General features: G+C 41.9%; 16 protein-coding genes. 6 read left to right on the top strand and 10 right to left on the bottom strand.

Features of this window, described 5'->3' with window-relative positions; genetic code table 11:
• The first annotated feature begins 70 nt into the window (after positions 1 to 70).
• The 3 genes from yccS (at position 71) to P4S58_RS17570 (ending at position 2,977) form a co-directional block, all read left to right on the top strand.
• A complete protein-coding gene (gene yccS / locus P4S58_RS17580) occupies positions 71 to 2,245 on the top strand; it encodes a YccS family putative transporter (protein ID WP_337164957.1) in 2,175 nt (724 codons plus the stop codon).
• Positions 2,246 to 2,450: 205 nt separating this feature from the next.
• Entirely contained in the window at positions 2,451 to 2,612 is a 162-nt protein-coding gene (locus tag P4S58_RS17575; RefSeq protein ID WP_167828610.1) for a hypothetical protein, read from the top strand.
• A gap of 74 nt (positions 2,613 to 2,686) precedes the next feature.
• Positions 2,687 to 2,977, top strand: coding sequence for a hypothetical protein (locus P4S58_RS17570; protein WP_337164955.1), 291 nt, complete (start codon positions 2,687 to 2,689; stop codon positions 2,975 to 2,977).
• A 16-nt stretch (positions 2,978 to 2,993) separates the two neighbouring features.
• Here the strand turns inward: P4S58_RS17570 and modC are convergent, their stop codons facing one another.
• From modC to P4S58_RS17550, 4 genes are read right to left on the bottom strand one after another with little or no spacing between them, the layout of a single operon-like run.
• A complete protein-coding gene (modC, locus tag P4S58_RS17565) occupies positions 2,994 to 4,106 on the bottom strand; it encodes a molybdenum ABC transporter ATP-binding protein ModC (protein ID WP_337164954.1) in 1,113 nt (370 codons plus the stop codon).
• The gene (modB, locus tag P4S58_RS17560) at positions 4,103 to 4,795 is read right to left on the bottom strand and encodes a molybdate ABC transporter permease subunit (protein WP_102955268.1); all 693 of its coding nucleotides are present in this window, start codon (positions 4,793 to 4,795) and stop codon (positions 4,103 to 4,105) included. Before modB ends, modC begins: the two co-directional genes overlap by 4 nt.
• Before the next feature lie 19 nt (positions 4,796 to 4,814).
• Positions 4,815 to 5,588 carry a molybdate ABC transporter substrate-binding protein gene (modA, locus tag P4S58_RS17555; RefSeq protein WP_337164951.1) on the bottom strand — a complete coding sequence of 258 codons (774 nt, stop codon included), beginning with the start codon at positions 5,586 to 5,588 and terminating at the stop codon, positions 4,815 to 4,817.
• Between the two features lies 1 nt (position 5,589).
• Positions 5,590 to 7,071 carry a cobyric acid synthase gene (locus P4S58_RS17550; RefSeq protein ID WP_337164950.1) on the bottom strand — a complete coding sequence of 494 codons (1,482 nt, stop codon included), beginning with the start codon at positions 7,069 to 7,071 and terminating at the stop codon, positions 5,590 to 5,592.
• A gap of 221 nt (positions 7,072 to 7,292) precedes the next feature.
• On the opposite strand from P4S58_RS17550, the gene P4S58_RS17545 reads away from it, so the two are divergent.
• Positions 7,293 to 7,817, top strand: a complete 525-nt coding sequence (locus P4S58_RS17545; RefSeq protein ID WP_269350332.1) for a hypothetical protein — start codon at positions 7,293 to 7,295, stop codon at positions 7,815 to 7,817.
• A 137-nt stretch (positions 7,818 to 7,954) separates the two neighbouring features.
• Positions 7,955 to 8,623 carry a PilZ domain-containing protein gene (locus tag P4S58_RS17540; protein ID WP_042487206.1) on the top strand — a complete coding sequence of 223 codons (669 nt, stop codon included), beginning with the start codon at positions 7,955 to 7,957 and terminating at the stop codon, positions 8,621 to 8,623.
• Between the two features lie 33 nt (positions 8,624 to 8,656).
• Here P4S58_RS17540 and luxQ read toward each other — a convergent pair whose 3' ends face one another.
• The 6 genes from luxQ to P4S58_RS17510 all read right to left on the bottom strand — a co-directional run bounded on the left by luxQ (position 8,657) and on the right by P4S58_RS17510 (position 15,098).
• Positions 8,657 to 11,206 (bottom strand): quorum-sensing autoinducer 2 sensor kinase/phosphatase LuxQ, encoded by a 2,550-nt coding sequence (gene luxQ, locus P4S58_RS17535; protein ID WP_337164944.1) that lies wholly within the window; start codon positions 11,204 to 11,206, stop codon positions 8,657 to 8,659.
• Between the two features lie 14 nt (positions 11,207 to 11,220).
• On the bottom strand, positions 11,221 to 12,309 hold the full coding sequence (locus P4S58_RS17530) for an autoinducer 2-binding periplasmic protein LuxP (protein ID WP_337164943.1): 1,089 nt from the start codon (positions 12,307 to 12,309) through the stop codon (positions 11,221 to 11,223).
• Positions 12,310 to 12,605: 296 nt separating this feature from the next.
• Entirely contained in the window at positions 12,606 to 13,757 is a 1,152-nt protein-coding gene (locus tag P4S58_RS17525) for a conjugal transfer protein TraF (protein ID WP_337164942.1), read from the bottom strand.
• Between the two features lie 147 nt (positions 13,758 to 13,904).
• Positions 13,905 to 14,204, bottom strand: coding sequence for a GIY-YIG nuclease family protein (locus tag P4S58_RS17520; RefSeq protein WP_102969062.1), 300 nt, complete (start codon positions 14,202 to 14,204; stop codon positions 13,905 to 13,907).
• Complete coding sequence (locus tag P4S58_RS17515) at positions 14,204 to 14,854, bottom strand: YceH family protein (RefSeq protein WP_337164940.1); 651 nt, start codon at positions 14,852 to 14,854, stop codon at positions 14,204 to 14,206. Before P4S58_RS17515 ends, P4S58_RS17520 begins: the two co-directional genes overlap by 1 nt.
• Positions 14,855 to 14,900: 46 nt before the next feature.
• Entirely contained in the window at positions 14,901 to 15,098 is a 198-nt protein-coding gene (locus P4S58_RS17510; RefSeq protein ID WP_337164938.1) for a hypothetical protein, read from the bottom strand.
• A gap of 188 nt (positions 15,099 to 15,286) precedes the next feature.
• Here P4S58_RS17510 and P4S58_RS17505 point away from each other — a divergent pair, with 188 nt between their 5' ends.
• Positions 15,287 to 15,604 carry a DUF496 family protein gene (locus P4S58_RS17505; protein WP_042487222.1) on the top strand — a complete coding sequence of 106 codons (318 nt, stop codon included), beginning with the start codon at positions 15,287 to 15,289 and terminating at the stop codon, positions 15,602 to 15,604.
• Positions 15,605 to 15,625: the final 21 nt, after the last annotated feature.

Below are 15,625 nucleotides of genomic sequence, written 5' to 3'. Positions count from 1 at the left end.
TAATTTGATCAAAAAGTTATCAACACAGTCTGATACACTCAATTTTTATTTTTAACAGTGATGGGCCATCGTGTATTTGCTAAAACGACTTCGTGTTCTCTGGGCTAATAAAACCATCAACTACAGTGTGCTGATTTGCATTGCACTACTCGGTGTTGTCGTTCCAACTTGGTATTACAGTCTAAATACTTGGGTGACTCCTCTGATATTGGGTGTTATCGCTGCGGCACTTGCCGAGCGAGACGACAGCTTTACAGGTCGACTAAAAGCCATCACTCTGACATTTTTCTGTTTTGCTCTTGCTGCCTTCTCAATTGAGATCTTGTTTAAAACGCCGATTCTTTTCGCCATCGGCCTGTTTACCTCAACTTTTGGCTTCATCATGCTCGGCGCTATTGGTAGCCGTTATGCAAGTATCGCCTTCGGCTCCTTGCTTATTGCTATCTACACCATGTTAGGCGCTCATCACAGTACGAATATTTGGTTCCAGCCTTTACTATTACTGACTGGTTGTACTTGGTATTACTTCCTTTCAATGATCTGGCATGTTCTCTGGCCGCTTCAACCAGTGCAACAAAGCCTTGCCAACGTGTTTGTTCAGCTCGGTCAGTACCTCGATGCTAAAGCGGAACTGTTCCACCCTGTATCCGGTTTATCGCCTCAACCGCATCGTATTACTGAAGCCAACTTAAACTCAGCCACAGTTTCTGCACTCAATCAGTGTAAAGCGGTATTTCTTACTCGCTCAAAGAGAGGCCACGTAGACAGTGCTAGCGACCGTTTTCTTAATATCTATTTTCTGGCACAGGATATTCATGAGAGGGTAAGTTCAACCCATTATCGTTATCAGGAGCTTTCAGGACAGTTCGAGCGTTCAGACGTGCTGTTTCGGCTTAAGCACTTGTTACAGAAACAAGCTCAAGCTTGCCATCAAGTCGCGCACTCTATTCAGTTAGGTTTGCCTTATACCCATGATAGTGATTCGATCATCGCGCTTGATGAACTTCAACTATCCCTTAATCATCTTCAACAACAAGAGAATAAAGAGTGGAAAGTGTCACTTGCTCAGCTTGGATATCTGTTCAATAACCTCGCGACGGTAGAAAAACAGTTATGTAACGTGAGCAATCCTGACACGACAAAACTTGAAGATGGCATCTTACAAGATACTGAAGCACATACGTTCAAAACGGCTTGGTTAAGGATTAAATCTAATCTGACGACTGATTCACTACTGTTCCGACATGCCGTTCGAATGTCTCTCGCGTTAACCGCTGGGTATGGGATCATTCAAGGGTTAGGGATTGAGCGTGGTTACTGGATTCTGCTAACGACTTTATTTGTCTGCCAACCAAACTTTGCCTCAACACGTCAAAAACTGAAAGCGAGGATCATTGGCACTATTGCAGGCCTGTTGATAGGCGTGCCGCTGTTAACCTTATTTCCCTCGCTTGAAAGCCAGCTAGTATTTATCGTCTTCTCCGGCGTGATGTTTTTCGCCTTCCGTATTAACAATTATGGCTATGCGACCGGATTTATTACCGTACTCGTACTGTTTTGCTTCAACCAGCTTGGCGAAGGTTATGCCGTGGTATTCCCTCGCCTTGCAGATACGCTAACAGGTTGTGCGCTAGCAGTGTTTGCCGTTTACTTTATTCTTCCAGACTGGCAGTCAAAGCGTTTACACAAGGTGATGGCCGATGCTGTAGATGCAAACAAGCAGTATTTAGATCAGATCATCGGTCAATATCGAATTGGTAAGAAAGATAACCTGAGTTACCGAATTGCAAGGCGTCAGGCGCATAACCAAGACGCTGCTTTAGCCGTAGCAGTAAGTAATATGCTTGCAGAACCGGGTAAATATAGAGCCGCAACAGATGAGAGTTTTCGTTTCCTCACTCTTAATCATGCTTTACTGAGCTACACCTCAGCATTAGGCGCTCACCGAACTCGAATTGATGATGAGACGGTGCACCAATTGGTCTTGGAGTCTCATCGCGTGATTCACCAGCACTTAGATGCGCTCTATCAGCAACTGTATAATCACTGCACTGAATCTGACGCGATCAATATTGATGATTCAGGGTTAAAAGAACGTCTAAGTGAATGGCGTGAAGAAGATAGCAGTTCTGCTCGCTTGGTGCTTCAACAACTCCATTTGATCTACCGAATGCTACCCGAGTTGCATTCACTGGCGGCCAAGTTCGCTGTACGTGTCCCTCCTAGCAAGCAACCGTCCTTGTAGAATCAATATTGGTGCCATTGAGAATAACTGGCACCAATATGCGTTTTTTTACATTAACAGGCGTATAACCTGACACTTTTCGGACATAAGCATCAGCACGAATACTAACATGAATGTCAGTCTTATCTTACACAGTAAGGTTTAGGTGCTCATGAACTACAAGACCATGGCGAGACGTGAAAACAGGTTATTACGGGACATTAGGATGAACAGCGTTCAGTTTGACAATTTCAAATCACAGTTACAGCAGTTAACACCTCAGCAACTGCGTGCGCTGCAAGGTGAGATTTCTCATTCTCTAGAAGGGGAAAGATCTGAGCTGGTGACTTCTGAAGAGTTAGAATTAATCTCTAAGTTGTTTTCGTAACTGCGTTTGTGCACCGTTAACTTGCATAATAAATGAACAAGGCATAAGCTTTTATCACTAAGAGGGATTAGCGTATGTCAATTTCATCTCTACAGTCTGGTTACCCTATTGTTCAGCAGTCATATAAAATGGCTGACGAAGCAGCAAGAGAGATTCAAGAGTCCAATTCATTCAAGAATGACTTTTCGGACAATTACGCGCTCAAATTCAATGCTATTGAACACAAAAAAGCCCACCACCCTTCAAAAAACGATATTGAACCAATGCTAAAGCTAAACCAAGCGGCTCAATATAATCGCGTTGGAACCAATGTGATTCAACGCGAGCAAGATATGATTGGCAGTCTGCTTGATATCCATATCTAACCCCCACACTTCTCTTTTAAAGATTCGCTATCGCAATATCTCTTTGTGAAACACTAACGCCTTTGATCTGTGCGAAAACCTGCATGCCTTCCTCTAACTTTAGATCGTCCAAGGCCCATTTGGTGATAGTTGCCCATAGATAACAACCTTGTTTCAAATCCAGCTTTACAGCGACACTCTTTTTATTATCACCATAGTGCTGATATTCAATACTCGCGATACGAGCTGGCAAGATGTTTCGAATTGAAGATTTTTCATTTTTATCCAGAGCGATCGAAACGTCATTTGCTCTAATTTGCAGACGAACGGTTGATCCAACTTCGGCATCAACTTGTTGAACCCAAAAAGTTAAACCTTCGACAAATTGCAATTGAGTCAAACCATATTCCAGATTGTGTTTGCTAACCGTGGCGGAAAATAAAGTGCTTTGCTCACTAAAAGATTGCCAAGGACGCATCACTTTTGATGACCAAACATCTTCTATTCTTCCATCTGAGACAACCTTGCCCTCATCTATCACGATAAGATGATCCGCTAATCTTAGAATTTCGCTTAAGCTGTGCGACACGTAGAGAATCGGAATTTTCACCTTTTTAGATAGCATCTCTAAGAAAGGCATGACTTCACGTTTACGAGGCAAATCTAAAGAAGCTAACGGCTCATCCATTAGCAATAAATCAGGTTTCGACAGCAATGCTCTGCCTATCGCAACACGTTGCTTCTCGCCACCTGAGAGCCCTTTTGGATAACGAGACAATAAAGGTTCTAGAGACAATAACTCAACGATGGAGTTGAAATATTCATCGTCTTTTTCTCTTACGCCATAATTTAAATTTCCCTGAACCGTATAATGAGGGAAAAGCCTTGGTTCTTGGAACACATAGCCGAGGTTACGTTTTTCAACCGCAATATTTGTGCCCTGAGTACTATCAAATACGGTTCGACCGTTCACCACGATCTTACCTGTGTCGGGGCTTAATAAACCACTTACAGCCTTCACTATCGAGGTCTTTCCGGCACCAGAACGTCCGAAAATTGCGGTAATACCGTGGCTTGGCGCAATGAAATCCACGTTCATTTCCACGTTTTCCAGATGCTTCTGGAAAGTCACCTTAACGCCTTGGTTCATTGGCTCACTCCTAAACGGCGTCTTACTCGTCGACTTACCCATTCAGAAGTCAGAAGTGATAACAGTGCAATAACGATTGAAATAATACACAAGCGTGCAGCCGCCATTTCTTCTCCCGGTGTTTCAAGGAAGGTAAACATAGCTAACGGAATGGTTTGAGTCTCAGCGGGGATATTTGAAACAAAACTGATTGTGGCGCCAAACTCTCCTAAACTTCTCGCAAAGGCAAGCATGACTCCGGTTATTACACCAGGCAGTGTTAAAGGTAGAGTAATAGTAAAGAATACTTTTATCGGTGAAGCGCCAAGCGTCTTTGCCGCTTGTTCAAGTTTAATATCAATACTTTCTACGCTTAAACGAATCGCTCGCACCATCAAAGGAAGTGACACAACCACACAAGCCAAAACTGCGCCACGCCAACTAAAGCTGAAAGAAACGCCAAACCAGTCATAGAGCCAACTGCCAATTACGCCTCTCCTGCCCATCGAGATCAACAGCAAATAACCGATCACCACAGGCGGAAGCACTAAAGGCAAATGAATTAGGCTATCCAACACGCTTTTACCAACAAACTCTTTACGAGCAAGTACCCAGCCAAGTATTACTCCAACAGGTAGCAGCCACACAACAGCGTATGCGGCCACTTTCAAACTTAATAGCAGTGCGGTTAACTCATAATCACTGAGCATATAGTCACTAAGCAAATAGTCACTGAGCAAATTTCTCGTTTCCCATGTCTGTACGGAATCCGTATTTATTTAGTATGCTTCTGGCTTCGTCAGACTGAATAAAGTCCACCAGTTGTTTGCTGCTTAACTTGTCGTTAAGTTGTACCAATGGATAGTGTATTGCTCCATGCAGCGAAGGTTCAAATGACTGCACCACTTCTACTTTATCAGAAAGTAAAGCATCTGTTTTGTAGACGATGCCTAATGCTGATTCTCCACGCTCAACCAATGCTAACGCACTGCGAACGTTATTTGTCTGAGCCAATTTAGATTTGACCTCACTCCAAACACCTAAGTTAGTGAGCGCCTCTTTGGCGTAAATACCGACTGGTACGGAATCTGTATTCCCTACCGCTATTCGAGAATCATCAAGCACTTTATTCCACTCTTGCTTTTGATCCAATTTGAATGACTGTGTCGGTGAACTCGCAGGTTTTATTAACACCAATTGGTTACCGGCAATCAATGAGACCTTATCTATATCGGCCAGTTTCTTTTCGACAAGATAGCTTACCCACTTCTCATTCGCAGAAAGGAAAACATCCGCAGGAGCACCGCTTTCAATCTGACGAGCTAATGAGGATGAACCTCCGAACACGGTTACGATATGACTGTCATGTTGTTGATTGTAAGCTTCAACTAAATCACCTACCGCATTGGTCATTGATGATGCGGCATAGATTGTAACGGTATCTTTGGCCAAAACTGAATGACTAGAAAGGAGTAATCCTAGGCATAATATGATCTGCTTCATTTTATTTAACCTTGAATGCACCGTCCCATAAGGAACTCCAATTCATATTCTCTTCTATTGCCTCTGCAATTCTATTGATTGCCAACTCTTTAGTCGCCACATGATCATATTCTTGCAATTCTTCTGCTCCCGCCCAACGGCAAATTAGACTCGCTGTTTCAAACTCATCAAAGACACCGTGCAGATAAGTACCAAGGATCTGACCACAAGGGCTGACTAGTCCATCACTATTACCATTATCAAGAGTAATAATAGGCTTTGAATGCGAATCCACCGCGAGTTCAGATACCCCAACGTGAATTTCATAGCCGGAAACACGGGCACTTTCGTTGTTGAGATGGAGCGTACCTTTGACATTCGTTAGTTGTTTTTGCGACGTTAACGTAGTGCCCATATCCAACAAACCAAGCCCTTTTGAGCTACCCGCTTTGCCTTCCACACCATCTGGATCGTGTATCCAGTGACCAAGCATCTGATAGCCACCACATATTCCCATGACCTTGCCACCAAGACGAATATGACGCTGAATATCTTTATCCCAACCTTGTGAGCGCAAATATTCCATATCCGCACGAGTTGATTTGCTGCCGGGCAAAACTATCAGATCAGCATGTTGAAGTTTCTCTCCTTTACCGACATAACGCAGGTCAATATCAGGGTTTAGTCGCAAGGCATCAAAATCGGTATGGTTGCTAATACGTGTAAAAACCGGAACGACGACTTTAAGCTTGGTTTGTTCAGCTTTAACTTGATTAGCAGTAATTGCGTCTTCTGCTTCTAAATCAAAACCGTGCAAATACGGGAGTACACCAAGTACAGGCTTGCCTGTCTTTTCTTCCAGCCAATCTAGCCCTGACTGTAAAAGAGCAATATCACCTCTGAAACGGTTAATAACAAAACCTTTAACTCTAGCTTGCTCAGACTCAGATAATAGAGCTAACGTCCCGTAAAGATGGGCAAAAACACCGCCTCTATCAATATCGGCAATGATAATCACAGGTACATCTGCCGCCTCGGCAAAACCCATATTGGCAATATCGTTCTCTCTTAAATTCACTTCCGCTGGGCTGCCTGCACCCTCTATCACAATATACTCATACTGCTGTTGAAGTTTGCCAAATGAATCTAGAACCGTCTCCATCGCAACCTTTTTATAGTCGTGATAACTCTGCGCTTCCATATTAGAGAGTGCCCTACCTTGCAAAATAACTTGCGCACCCGTATCCGAATTAGGTTTGAGTAAAACAGGATTCATGTGTACTGAAGCTTCAATGCCACAAGCGAGAGCCTGAACAGCCTGTGCTCGGCCAATTTCGCCGCCATCAGCAGTAACCGCACTATTCAAGGCCATATTCTGTGGTTTAAATGGCGCGACTTTGCAGCCTCGTCTTGCCAACACTCGGCATATACCTGCCACTAATACACTTTTACCCGCATCAGAAGTGGTACCTTGTACCATTAGAGCTTGAGTCTTCATTTTCATCGTATTTCTTGTACTGATTTTTTAAACATACTATACCCAAATTTGAACTAATGTCCTGAATATCAACACGAATGATGTAAAAATAGAGCAGATAAAAAGCAAACAAACATTACATCCATCAAATTTTTTAATCACCTTATATTAGTTAAGATACAATGGCCTGTAATTTGCTAATAAATAATGTATCTTTACATTTTAATTCACTCAGGACGAATACACTTATGTTAAAAAAGGCAGGTCTATTAAGCTTAATTGGTTTTGCTTTCGCAGTACCAAACACCGCAATGGCGAACAACTTTAGCTACAATTTTCTTGAAGTAAGAACTGCTATTAGCCCTGAGTCGTTTGGCGGTGAATTTAGTACCCATTTTACAGATAACTCTCACTTTATCTTACGTGCGGATACTCGCTTTGATGAAGATTGGGATATGGCTGGTGGTATTGGTTTCAATGGCCCTATTAACCAATTCATGGACATATACGGACAAATGTTGCTGCATCATGTCAATTACACCAAAGAAGAAGGTGATGATTCCGAATTTATTTACGAGTTGAATATTGGTGGCCGCGTATGGTTGACTAACCAACTTGAAGTTCATGCCAAGATTGGTCGCGCTGATGAAAGCGGTGTGTTTATTGGTGGTGTCCGTTTCCATTCAACAGACCAGTTGTCTTTGAGTGCTGAAGCGAGAAACGCGGGTATCTGGGGACCTCAAATCGCTATGGGTGTACGCTTCAATTACTAATTGAACGTTAGATCTCATTCCCAAAATGATGTCGTCATATTTAATTTAGATTCGACTAAAATTCGAAGAGTTTTGTAATATACTCAACCTTATACCGTACTCAATAATAAAAACGACACGGCAAGGTTAAAATAGATATGTCGACATCAAGTTCCAATAACATCTCTGAACTCGAAAAATACCTCCAGAATGGCATGAAGTTGTCGGTCAGTTTCCAATTCGGCCCAAACGACAATTACGATTTCACAACCACCCTAGTCGGACATAAGACCCAACAGTATTTGATCCTCGATCTTCCAATCAAAGCATTGGAATTACTCGTCATGCGTAAGCTTTCTAATGTACAAACCGTGGTGAGGGGCATTTGCAACAAAGACTACGGACATATTGTTGCGTTTAAAACTTCAACTTATCAGTCGATTAGAAGACCTTTTAACCTTCTGTTTTTACGCCCTCCCAAACATTTTGCGACGAAAACTATTCGGGAGCATGAACGTTATTCAATTTCACTACCTGCTAGCATCAGCACAATAAACAGTGAAGTATCTGGCGTCATGGCGGATTTGTCCGTTTCTGGCTGTGGAATTTTTGTAGCTGGAGAAAACGAATTACAAACTGGCAGTAAAGTTGATATCCGCTGCGAATTGATAACTTCACTGCCTGAGAACCTTGGCTGTCACATTGTAAAAATCAGTAGAGAGCCCAAAGGGCATTTGATAGGTATTAAGTTCGATGAAACTATCAATATGTCAGACGAAATGAGAAAAGAAGTGCTGGAACATGCCTTCAGTGCTGGTTCGATATAGAGCAAAGTCTAGTTAAAGGCCTGCTCTATATCACTAACAATAGGTTTGTTTGTAATGAACCAACGCTTGATACAAGCTCTCTTCTCGGATTGGTTTAACAATGACATATTCAGCACCCGCAGCTAAAAATGCTTGTTGAGTAGACTCCATTCCATCGGCAGTACAGGCGAAAACAGGTGTGTTCAGTTGCATCTCTTTCTTGAGGACTTTCGTTGCATCAACACCATCAAGGAAAGGCAATTGATTATCCATAAAAATGATGTCGTATTGCTGTGTTTTCGCTTTCTCTATCGCTTGCAAGCCATCTTTGACCCAATCTACATCCATTCCATACTTTTCACAGAATGCTCGAGCAATAAACGCGTTGGTATGATTGTCCTCAACCAGTAATACTTTCAATGATTTATCAAATAAAGCAAAGCGTTTAGTTTCTTCTTGTTTCTCATCCGAAATGCTTTTCCGAGAAACAACTTCCATCGGCAATATAACCGCAAACTCGGTTCCTTTACCAAATTCAGATTTCACTTGAATTGAGCCACCAAGCATTTCAACAAGGCTGTGAACAATAGCCAGACCTAATCCACTACCGCCATACTCCCGAGTTGTTGTCGGTTCAGCTTGCATAAACGGTTCAAAAATAATCTTTAAGTCAGATTCTTTAATACCAATACCAGTATCCCTCACGGTGACGTATAACTGGTCGGTGTCGCCATATTGCATAGAAATACGAACATAAATTGAACCTTCATTCGTAAACTTGAGGGCGTTATTAATAATGTTGTACAAGATCTGATTTAAACGTACCTGATTGCTGTTAACGATTACGCCTTCGTTAATGTCAGTTTCAATTTCAAACGCCAAGTTCTTGTCTTGACACATTGGTTTGTAAATTTGTTCAATGGCAGAAACCACATTAATTAACGGAAAGTCAGAAGATGAAATACGGAACTGCCCTTGCTCAATCTTAGAGAAATCAAGAATATCGTTAAGTACCGCAAGTAAATGTTCTCCGCTGCTGCACAGTACATTGAGCTGATCGATTTGCTCAGGGCTTGTTACGGAGCGTTTTAATAACTGTGATACACCTAAAATTCCGTTTAATGGTGTGCGCAATTCATGGCTCATCTTGGCTAAAAAGTCTGCACGAACTCTTGCGGATTCTTCTGCTTCTTTGCGCGCTAACCGACTTTGTTTCTCAGCTTCCGCAAAACTTGTTACGTCTTGCCCCTGAGTGATAATCGACTCAATTTTGTTTTCGATAACTATCGGTGAGATACTCCAGCGGAACACTTTTTTATCGATTTCCGTCATCACCTCTTTCGACAATTCGCCGGTTGCTGCAGATTGGATGTCTGGTAAAAGTTGTTTTTCTAAAGCCCTGAACGACCTCTTGCTTTCACCTTTCGCACCAATAAACTCCTTCTGCGCGGCTGGGTTCATACGAATAATGTACCCTTCCGTAGACCATAGAATGATTGGTGAGAGTGAGAAATTGAAAAGATCTTCGAACTGCTTTTCTTGCTCAGCTAAACGCTGGAAGGTGTTTTCAAGCGTGCGTCCAAAATGGTCAAACTCATAAATCGCAGATCCCGGAAAGAAATACTCTTTGCCCTGCACCGCCACTTTGTGGGTGTAAGACATCAGCTGATCAATTTCGTGTTTAATACGTTTATGTAACCACCAGCGAGTAACAATGGTTACACCCAACAAAGCGATTAACGCAAACACAATCCAAAAATAATAGCTGTCTCTTAATTTCAATGCATTCTGGTTACTTTGTACTGAAAATACCGCCAGATAGGTAGGCACTCCCTCAAGCTCCAGCATGGTTTTGCTAACGATATTTTTTTCATCCAGAGCTTCACCCGTCACACTTCGGATAATATCTTGTTCATTGTAAAGATCGTTGCCATTCAGGGTCGAAGACAAAATATTTTCATCCACAGCAAGCACCAGATTTTGGGCATTGCTGTTATCTTTAATCGTTTCAATCAATGCGTAGTTATCATTGAGAACAATAGATACATAGAGAAAGCCAAGTACTTCACCCGTTGCAGGATCGACGATTGAGGACCTTCTTACCAAAAGGTAAGTAGGTCCAAGTAGCGAAGGGCTCTTAATCAGATGCCAGTTACTGCTTATTGACACTCTACGGACTATTTTCCCAAGCTCTTTGGTTTCAATACCATAGAACTGAGAGTTGCCATCGTCCCAAAGCATTTCTTTCTGGCTGGTAATAAAACGAATGTCTGGTGTATTAGAAAGCTCAAGCTGGTCAACAGTAAGAAAGTATTGATCCAGCTCTTCTTTACCGCTGTGAATAGCCTGAACCAGTGTTGCATTCTTTGCACTACTGTCTTGATGTATCTGCAGTGTAGCAAGACGAAAATCGAACAAACTTTGGATTAAGCTCGAAGTCTGCTTTGACGTTCTCATGACTTCTTGAGCAATTAAACGACTACTGATTTGATAGCTCTGGAACAATACCATGATGATCAAAGTACCAAGCGCAACAACAATTGCATGACTTATAAAAGATGCAATATTTTTCTTCTGCTTAATCGGGTTGATACTTTTTACCACTGCTTATCTGCCTACTAATTATCTGAATATCGGAAAGCGCGTTGTTTGAGCTTCTCTATCGTTTCTTTAGAGTCATTTTTAGTCACAACGGCTAGATTGCCTGAATAGACAAGCGGTACGGGTTTATTTTCGATGTCCCATTTAATGGCTTCCGCCATTGCAATACCAGTATCATCGTTCATTCGCATCACAGTAACATCCAAATCACCTTTCACGATAGCGTCTAGCTCAGCAGAACCGCCTCCCCATCCATTGATTTCAACGTCCTGACGATTCAATTCCTTTAGCGCTTTTGCTGCACCTAATGCAACGTCGGTTGAACAGGCATAGATGAATTTAATATCAGGATCTTTTTCAATGATCTTTAACGTCGACTCATAACCACTCTGTTCGGTAGTTTTGGTATAAAAAGACGAAGAAAGTTTGTAGCTATTACTCTCTTCCATCATTTGAATGAAGCTACTACCACGAGCATCACTGATATAACCTTCAGAAAAATAGAGCACCGAATACTTACTGCCATCTGGAATAGCTTGCTTGTAATAATCAGCAATTTGATTTGCACCGAGCTCATGATCGAAACCCACATACATCATGGGTTGTCTCTCTTCCCAACCTTGCACTGGTGTCGTGATATTTTGCAGAATGAGTTTGGTGTCTGATGAATTCAACACGTGCTCGATAAATTTCCTATGACGTGTTGTGTCTAGAGTAAAAATTAAATAGCCAGTGTTGTTTTTTATCGCTTCCATCAGAGACAAACTTTGTTGTCTCATATCCACGTTTGGTCTAGTAAATACTTGGTTTAACTGATATTTGATACCCAACTCTTCCATTCGTTTCTCGAATGCCTTGATATTGCGAACCCAATAATCAGAAATTTGTTGGCCGGGATAAACAACAGAGATAGTGACAGGTTTGTCTTGAGTGACAGAGATTGGGACAGGTTTGTTACGCACGGTTTCCGAAAGCAAAAGCGTCCGCTCTTTCTCCGTTGGGTTGATACTTAAAAACTCTTTGTAGTGCCAATAACCATCTAGAAATTGAGCCGACAATGCAGGTGTGGCACTAAAAAAAAGTGAAAACAATAAGGCTCTTTTCATTCTATCCGTATTCTTTTTGTACGCTGTTGATTGATTATTCACTCAGTAAGCCCTTAAGTTTGACCTTAGTATCAGTGCATCATTTAGACATGAAATACCTACACAGATTACTAAGAAGTTGAAAGGATGCAACTTGGAACATCAGCTATTCAAATGAATATTTTCAATAACATAGTGGTTCTAAGCTTAACGAGTATATAAGGATTATTATGCATATATTGCCGAATTGATAGTACAGGCACCTAAAATTTCTTCTAGGTGCCTGCGTTCGATGAAGTATTGTTCAGCTTTAAGGGTTAGAAAGTGAAAGCTAGGTTGGTTGAAACCCCAAACTGCCCGTCTCCCGCATAATTACCAGCCAAGTCAAAACTGACGAGATCTCCAGGGCTAATCCCGATACCAAGGGTAACAGCATCATCCAACGTATCTTCAATATCAATCTCGTAGCCCGCTCTCAGCTGAGCCCATCCCCATGCATTACCTTCAACACCAAACCGAACATATTGAGTATTATCTTTATACCCTGAGAATCTTTCCTGCTTGGTTAAATCGATATCCACAGAGGCAGTAAACAGCTCAGTTACGTATCCACCGGAAACCGTGACCTGAGTATCTAATTGATAGGTGTTAACTCCATCATAGGTTTTAAGCTCTTGTGAAAAGAGATCTTTAACTGCAATACCTGCCCGATAATTATCGAGCATCCATACCGCCCCCAAATCCAAGTTGAACGCATTGTCTTTCACTTCGCTTTTGTCATAATCATCCAAATCAAAGTTTTCTACCGTGACAACTTGTTTATATGTACGCAGTTGTTGGAACTTAGGTGTAACACCAAACGCAAAGTCTTGTCCTTTGATCGCTACGGTTTTCGCAAATGACAGGCCATACTCTGTATAGCCGAAAGCCAATAAATCCACACTTGAATTTTCGTAACGGTTTCTGGCATCAGCCTCTGTGTTCCCCGTAGAAGCCTCAATATCTGTTCTTACCAAAACTTCAGCGTACCCTCGAGCGATAAAGTTCACTGAAACAGCCTCTAGAGGTACAGCAACAGCCATACCTGCGCCAGCAGAAACACCCAAAGGTTTGTCGTCAGAGAGTTGATCAAGATAACTGTTTATCTGATTAATGTTTTCTTGAGTCGGCGTAGCTGCGGCTTCAAAGGCTTTAATGCTGTCTTGCAGATCATCAATTGTTGTTAATGACTCGTCTGGGTCACGAGCCGTTGCTCCGATTGCGGGCAGTAAAATACCGAAGGTATCACTGTCTCGATATATTGCCCCTAATGCTGGGTTGTAAAAAGGAGCGAGAAGATAGTCGGCAGTTGTCACACCAGTATTGCCCATACCGTTACCACGTGCATCGGCGACTGTATTCGCCGCATTTACTGAGGTTGCAACCAATCCACACACTGCTATAGAAAGTACTTTCTTAGAATTATTCATTTCCACATCAACCTTTTGTATTGTCCCTTTTCAAGATTAATACACAAAATCAATATTTACAGAAAACCGTGCGATCGTTATCTCAGAAAACAGATATTGTTGATAAAAATAAGGTAGGAAAAGCTCAACGCTTCGCAGGGAAAGCACTTAGTTAGGAACGTATACGCTTAGTAATGAAGGTTGTTGAATGAGTTTTTCTTTTTGAATCTTAGACAGACGTTTGATTCGATATTCAAGTCGAAGAGCATCACCTTTCTTGTCACCAACCTGATGTGACCAAACCAACTCTAAAGGCATCTTCCCTCTTAAGGCTTTTGCGCCTGTGCCTGAACAGTGTTGACCAAAACGACGTTCGACATCTGTGGTAATACCGCAGTAGAGGGAATTTTGTGGTGTGCGTACAAAGTACACCCACCACGATTTTTCTTTGTTACTTAACGTTGTCATTAAAGAAGCTTTTCTAGCATGGCTCTTAGTTCAGCAACTTCTTCTCGTAGCTCTGCGACTTCAGCCTCAAGCATTTCCATTTTGTTGCTTGAGAAAGTACTTGCCGAAGATGACTCAACCGCTAGAGCTTCCAAGTCTACTTCTCCGGAAAACAGATGCTGATAACGCGACTCTCGTTTACCTGGCTCACGAGGCAGTTTCACCACTAATGCGCCTGATTCTCGCGCAGCTAAACGTTCTAGTACTGCTTCTGTTTCTTTAACATCGTTAAATGAGCATAAACGATTGGTTCTTGTTCTTAGCTCGCCTGGCGTTTGAGGGCCTCGTAGCAACAGACAACAGACAATGCCTAGTTCTTGCTCATTCAGCTTTAAGTCACCGAACTCGGTATTACAAAATCTATGCTGAAACTTGCTTGCGCGGCTGTTAAAACCACTCTCATCACTCACTAAACGGCGAGAGATAAGTTCAGACACTACATCTTGAACTTCTGCATCACTCAGCGACAAAACTGGCTCACGATTACTTTTTTGGTTAACAGCGGCAGTCAAACTATTTAAGGTTAGCGGGTAATAATCTGGAGTTGTGACTTCCTTTTCAATCAAACAGCCAATGACTCGCGCTTCTAAAGGACTCAATTCTATATTCATTTTTTTATTTCCTTCTATGGAGAAATGACCGCAACTAAAGAACAGTTTAGTGTTCGAGAGTCATTGCAAACTTCAATATATTGCCGTTCTCGTCCATGATAACGATTTTTGCTCGGTTCAACTCAATATCAATATGTTCCATGACTTTACGCTCGAGAAGGTAGGCTTGACGGAGTTTAACGTTGTGTTGATCTTCAACTGGTGCGATATCGGCTTTAGAGACAACAATTTCAGAGGACAGCATGATCATTTCGGTACTTAAAGTTTAACTGCGCACATGATATAGCGCTTATTGAGTGAAGTACAATCAAGCCAAGCGCTAACTGGCGAATAAATGGACAAGTTGTTGTAAGGTTTGATCTTAAGTCTGTTATGAGTTGCAACGATGTGCTTTAATCACTGTTAGTTGCATTGAGATAGGAAAAGGGACCTATGAACAGCGTATTTGAAATCGTGAGCTTAGCTCGTCGCAAAAACAAACTGAAACGTGAACTTCTTGATAATGAAAAGAAAGTTCGTGATAACCGCAAACGCGTAGACTTGCTTGAAAACTTGGTTGATTACATCAAACCAGAAATGACTCAAGAAGAGATCATGACTATCGTTAAGAACATGAAAGCAGACTACGAAGATCGTGTTGATGACCACATCATCAAAAGCGCAGAAATTTCAAAAGAGCGCCGCGACATCAGCCGTCGTATCCGTGAGCTAACAGAACAAGATAAGCAAGCGCACCAACCTAAAAAATAAGGTTGAACCCAATTAATGAAA

It is taken from the genome of Vibrio sp. Hal054, assembly GCF_037162405.1.
GTDB lineage: Bacteria > Pseudomonadota > Gammaproteobacteria > Enterobacterales > Vibrionaceae > Vibrio > Vibrio diazotrophicus.
This window is presented reverse-complemented; position numbering and strand designations above follow the sequence as displayed.

Coding starts and splice junctions, on each gene's coding strand:
- P4S58_RS17550 (WP_337164950.1), bottom strand. CDS start 7,071: ATGAAAATGAAGACTCAAGCTCTAATGGTACAAGGTACCACTTCTGAT.
- P4S58_RS17545 (WP_269350332.1), top strand. CDS start 7,293: ATGTTAAAAAAGGCAGGTCTATTAAGCTTAATTGGTTTTGCTTTCGCA.
- P4S58_RS17540 (WP_042487206.1), top strand. CDS start 7,955: ATGTCGACATCAAGTTCCAATAACATCTCTGAACTCGAAAAATACCTC.
- P4S58_RS17520 (WP_102969062.1), bottom strand. CDS start 14,204: ATGACAACGTTAAGTAACAAAGAAAAATCGTGGTGGGTGTACTTTGTA.
- P4S58_RS17530 (WP_337164943.1), bottom strand. CDS start 12,309: ATGAAAAGAGCCTTATTGTTTTCACTTTTTTTTAGTGCCACACCTGCA.
- modB (WP_102955268.1), bottom strand. CDS start 4,795: ATGCTCAGTGATTATGAGTTAACCGCACTGCTATTAAGTTTGAAAGTG.
- modA (WP_337164951.1), bottom strand. CDS start 5,588: ATGAAGCAGATCATATTATGCCTAGGATTACTCCTTTCTAGTCATTCA.
- P4S58_RS17575 (WP_167828610.1), top strand. CDS start 2,451: ATGAACAGCGTTCAGTTTGACAATTTCAAATCACAGTTACAGCAGTTA.
- P4S58_RS17510 (WP_337164938.1), bottom strand. CDS start 15,098: ATGCTGTCCTCTGAAATTGTTGTCTCTAAAGCCGATATCGCACCAGTT.
- P4S58_RS17505 (WP_042487222.1), top strand. CDS start 15,287: ATGAACAGCGTATTTGAAATCGTGAGCTTAGCTCGTCGCAAAAACAAA.
- P4S58_RS17570 (WP_337164955.1), top strand. CDS start 2,687: ATGTCAATTTCATCTCTACAGTCTGGTTACCCTATTGTTCAGCAGTCA.
- P4S58_RS17525 (WP_337164942.1), bottom strand. CDS start 13,757: ATGAATAATTCTAAGAAAGTACTTTCTATAGCAGTGTGTGGATTGGTT.
- P4S58_RS17515 (WP_337164940.1), bottom strand. CDS start 14,854: ATGAATATAGAATTGAGTCCTTTAGAAGCGCGAGTCATTGGCTGTTTG.
- modC (WP_337164954.1), bottom strand. CDS start 4,106: ATGAACCAAGGCGTTAAGGTGACTTTCCAGAAGCATCTGGAAAACGTG.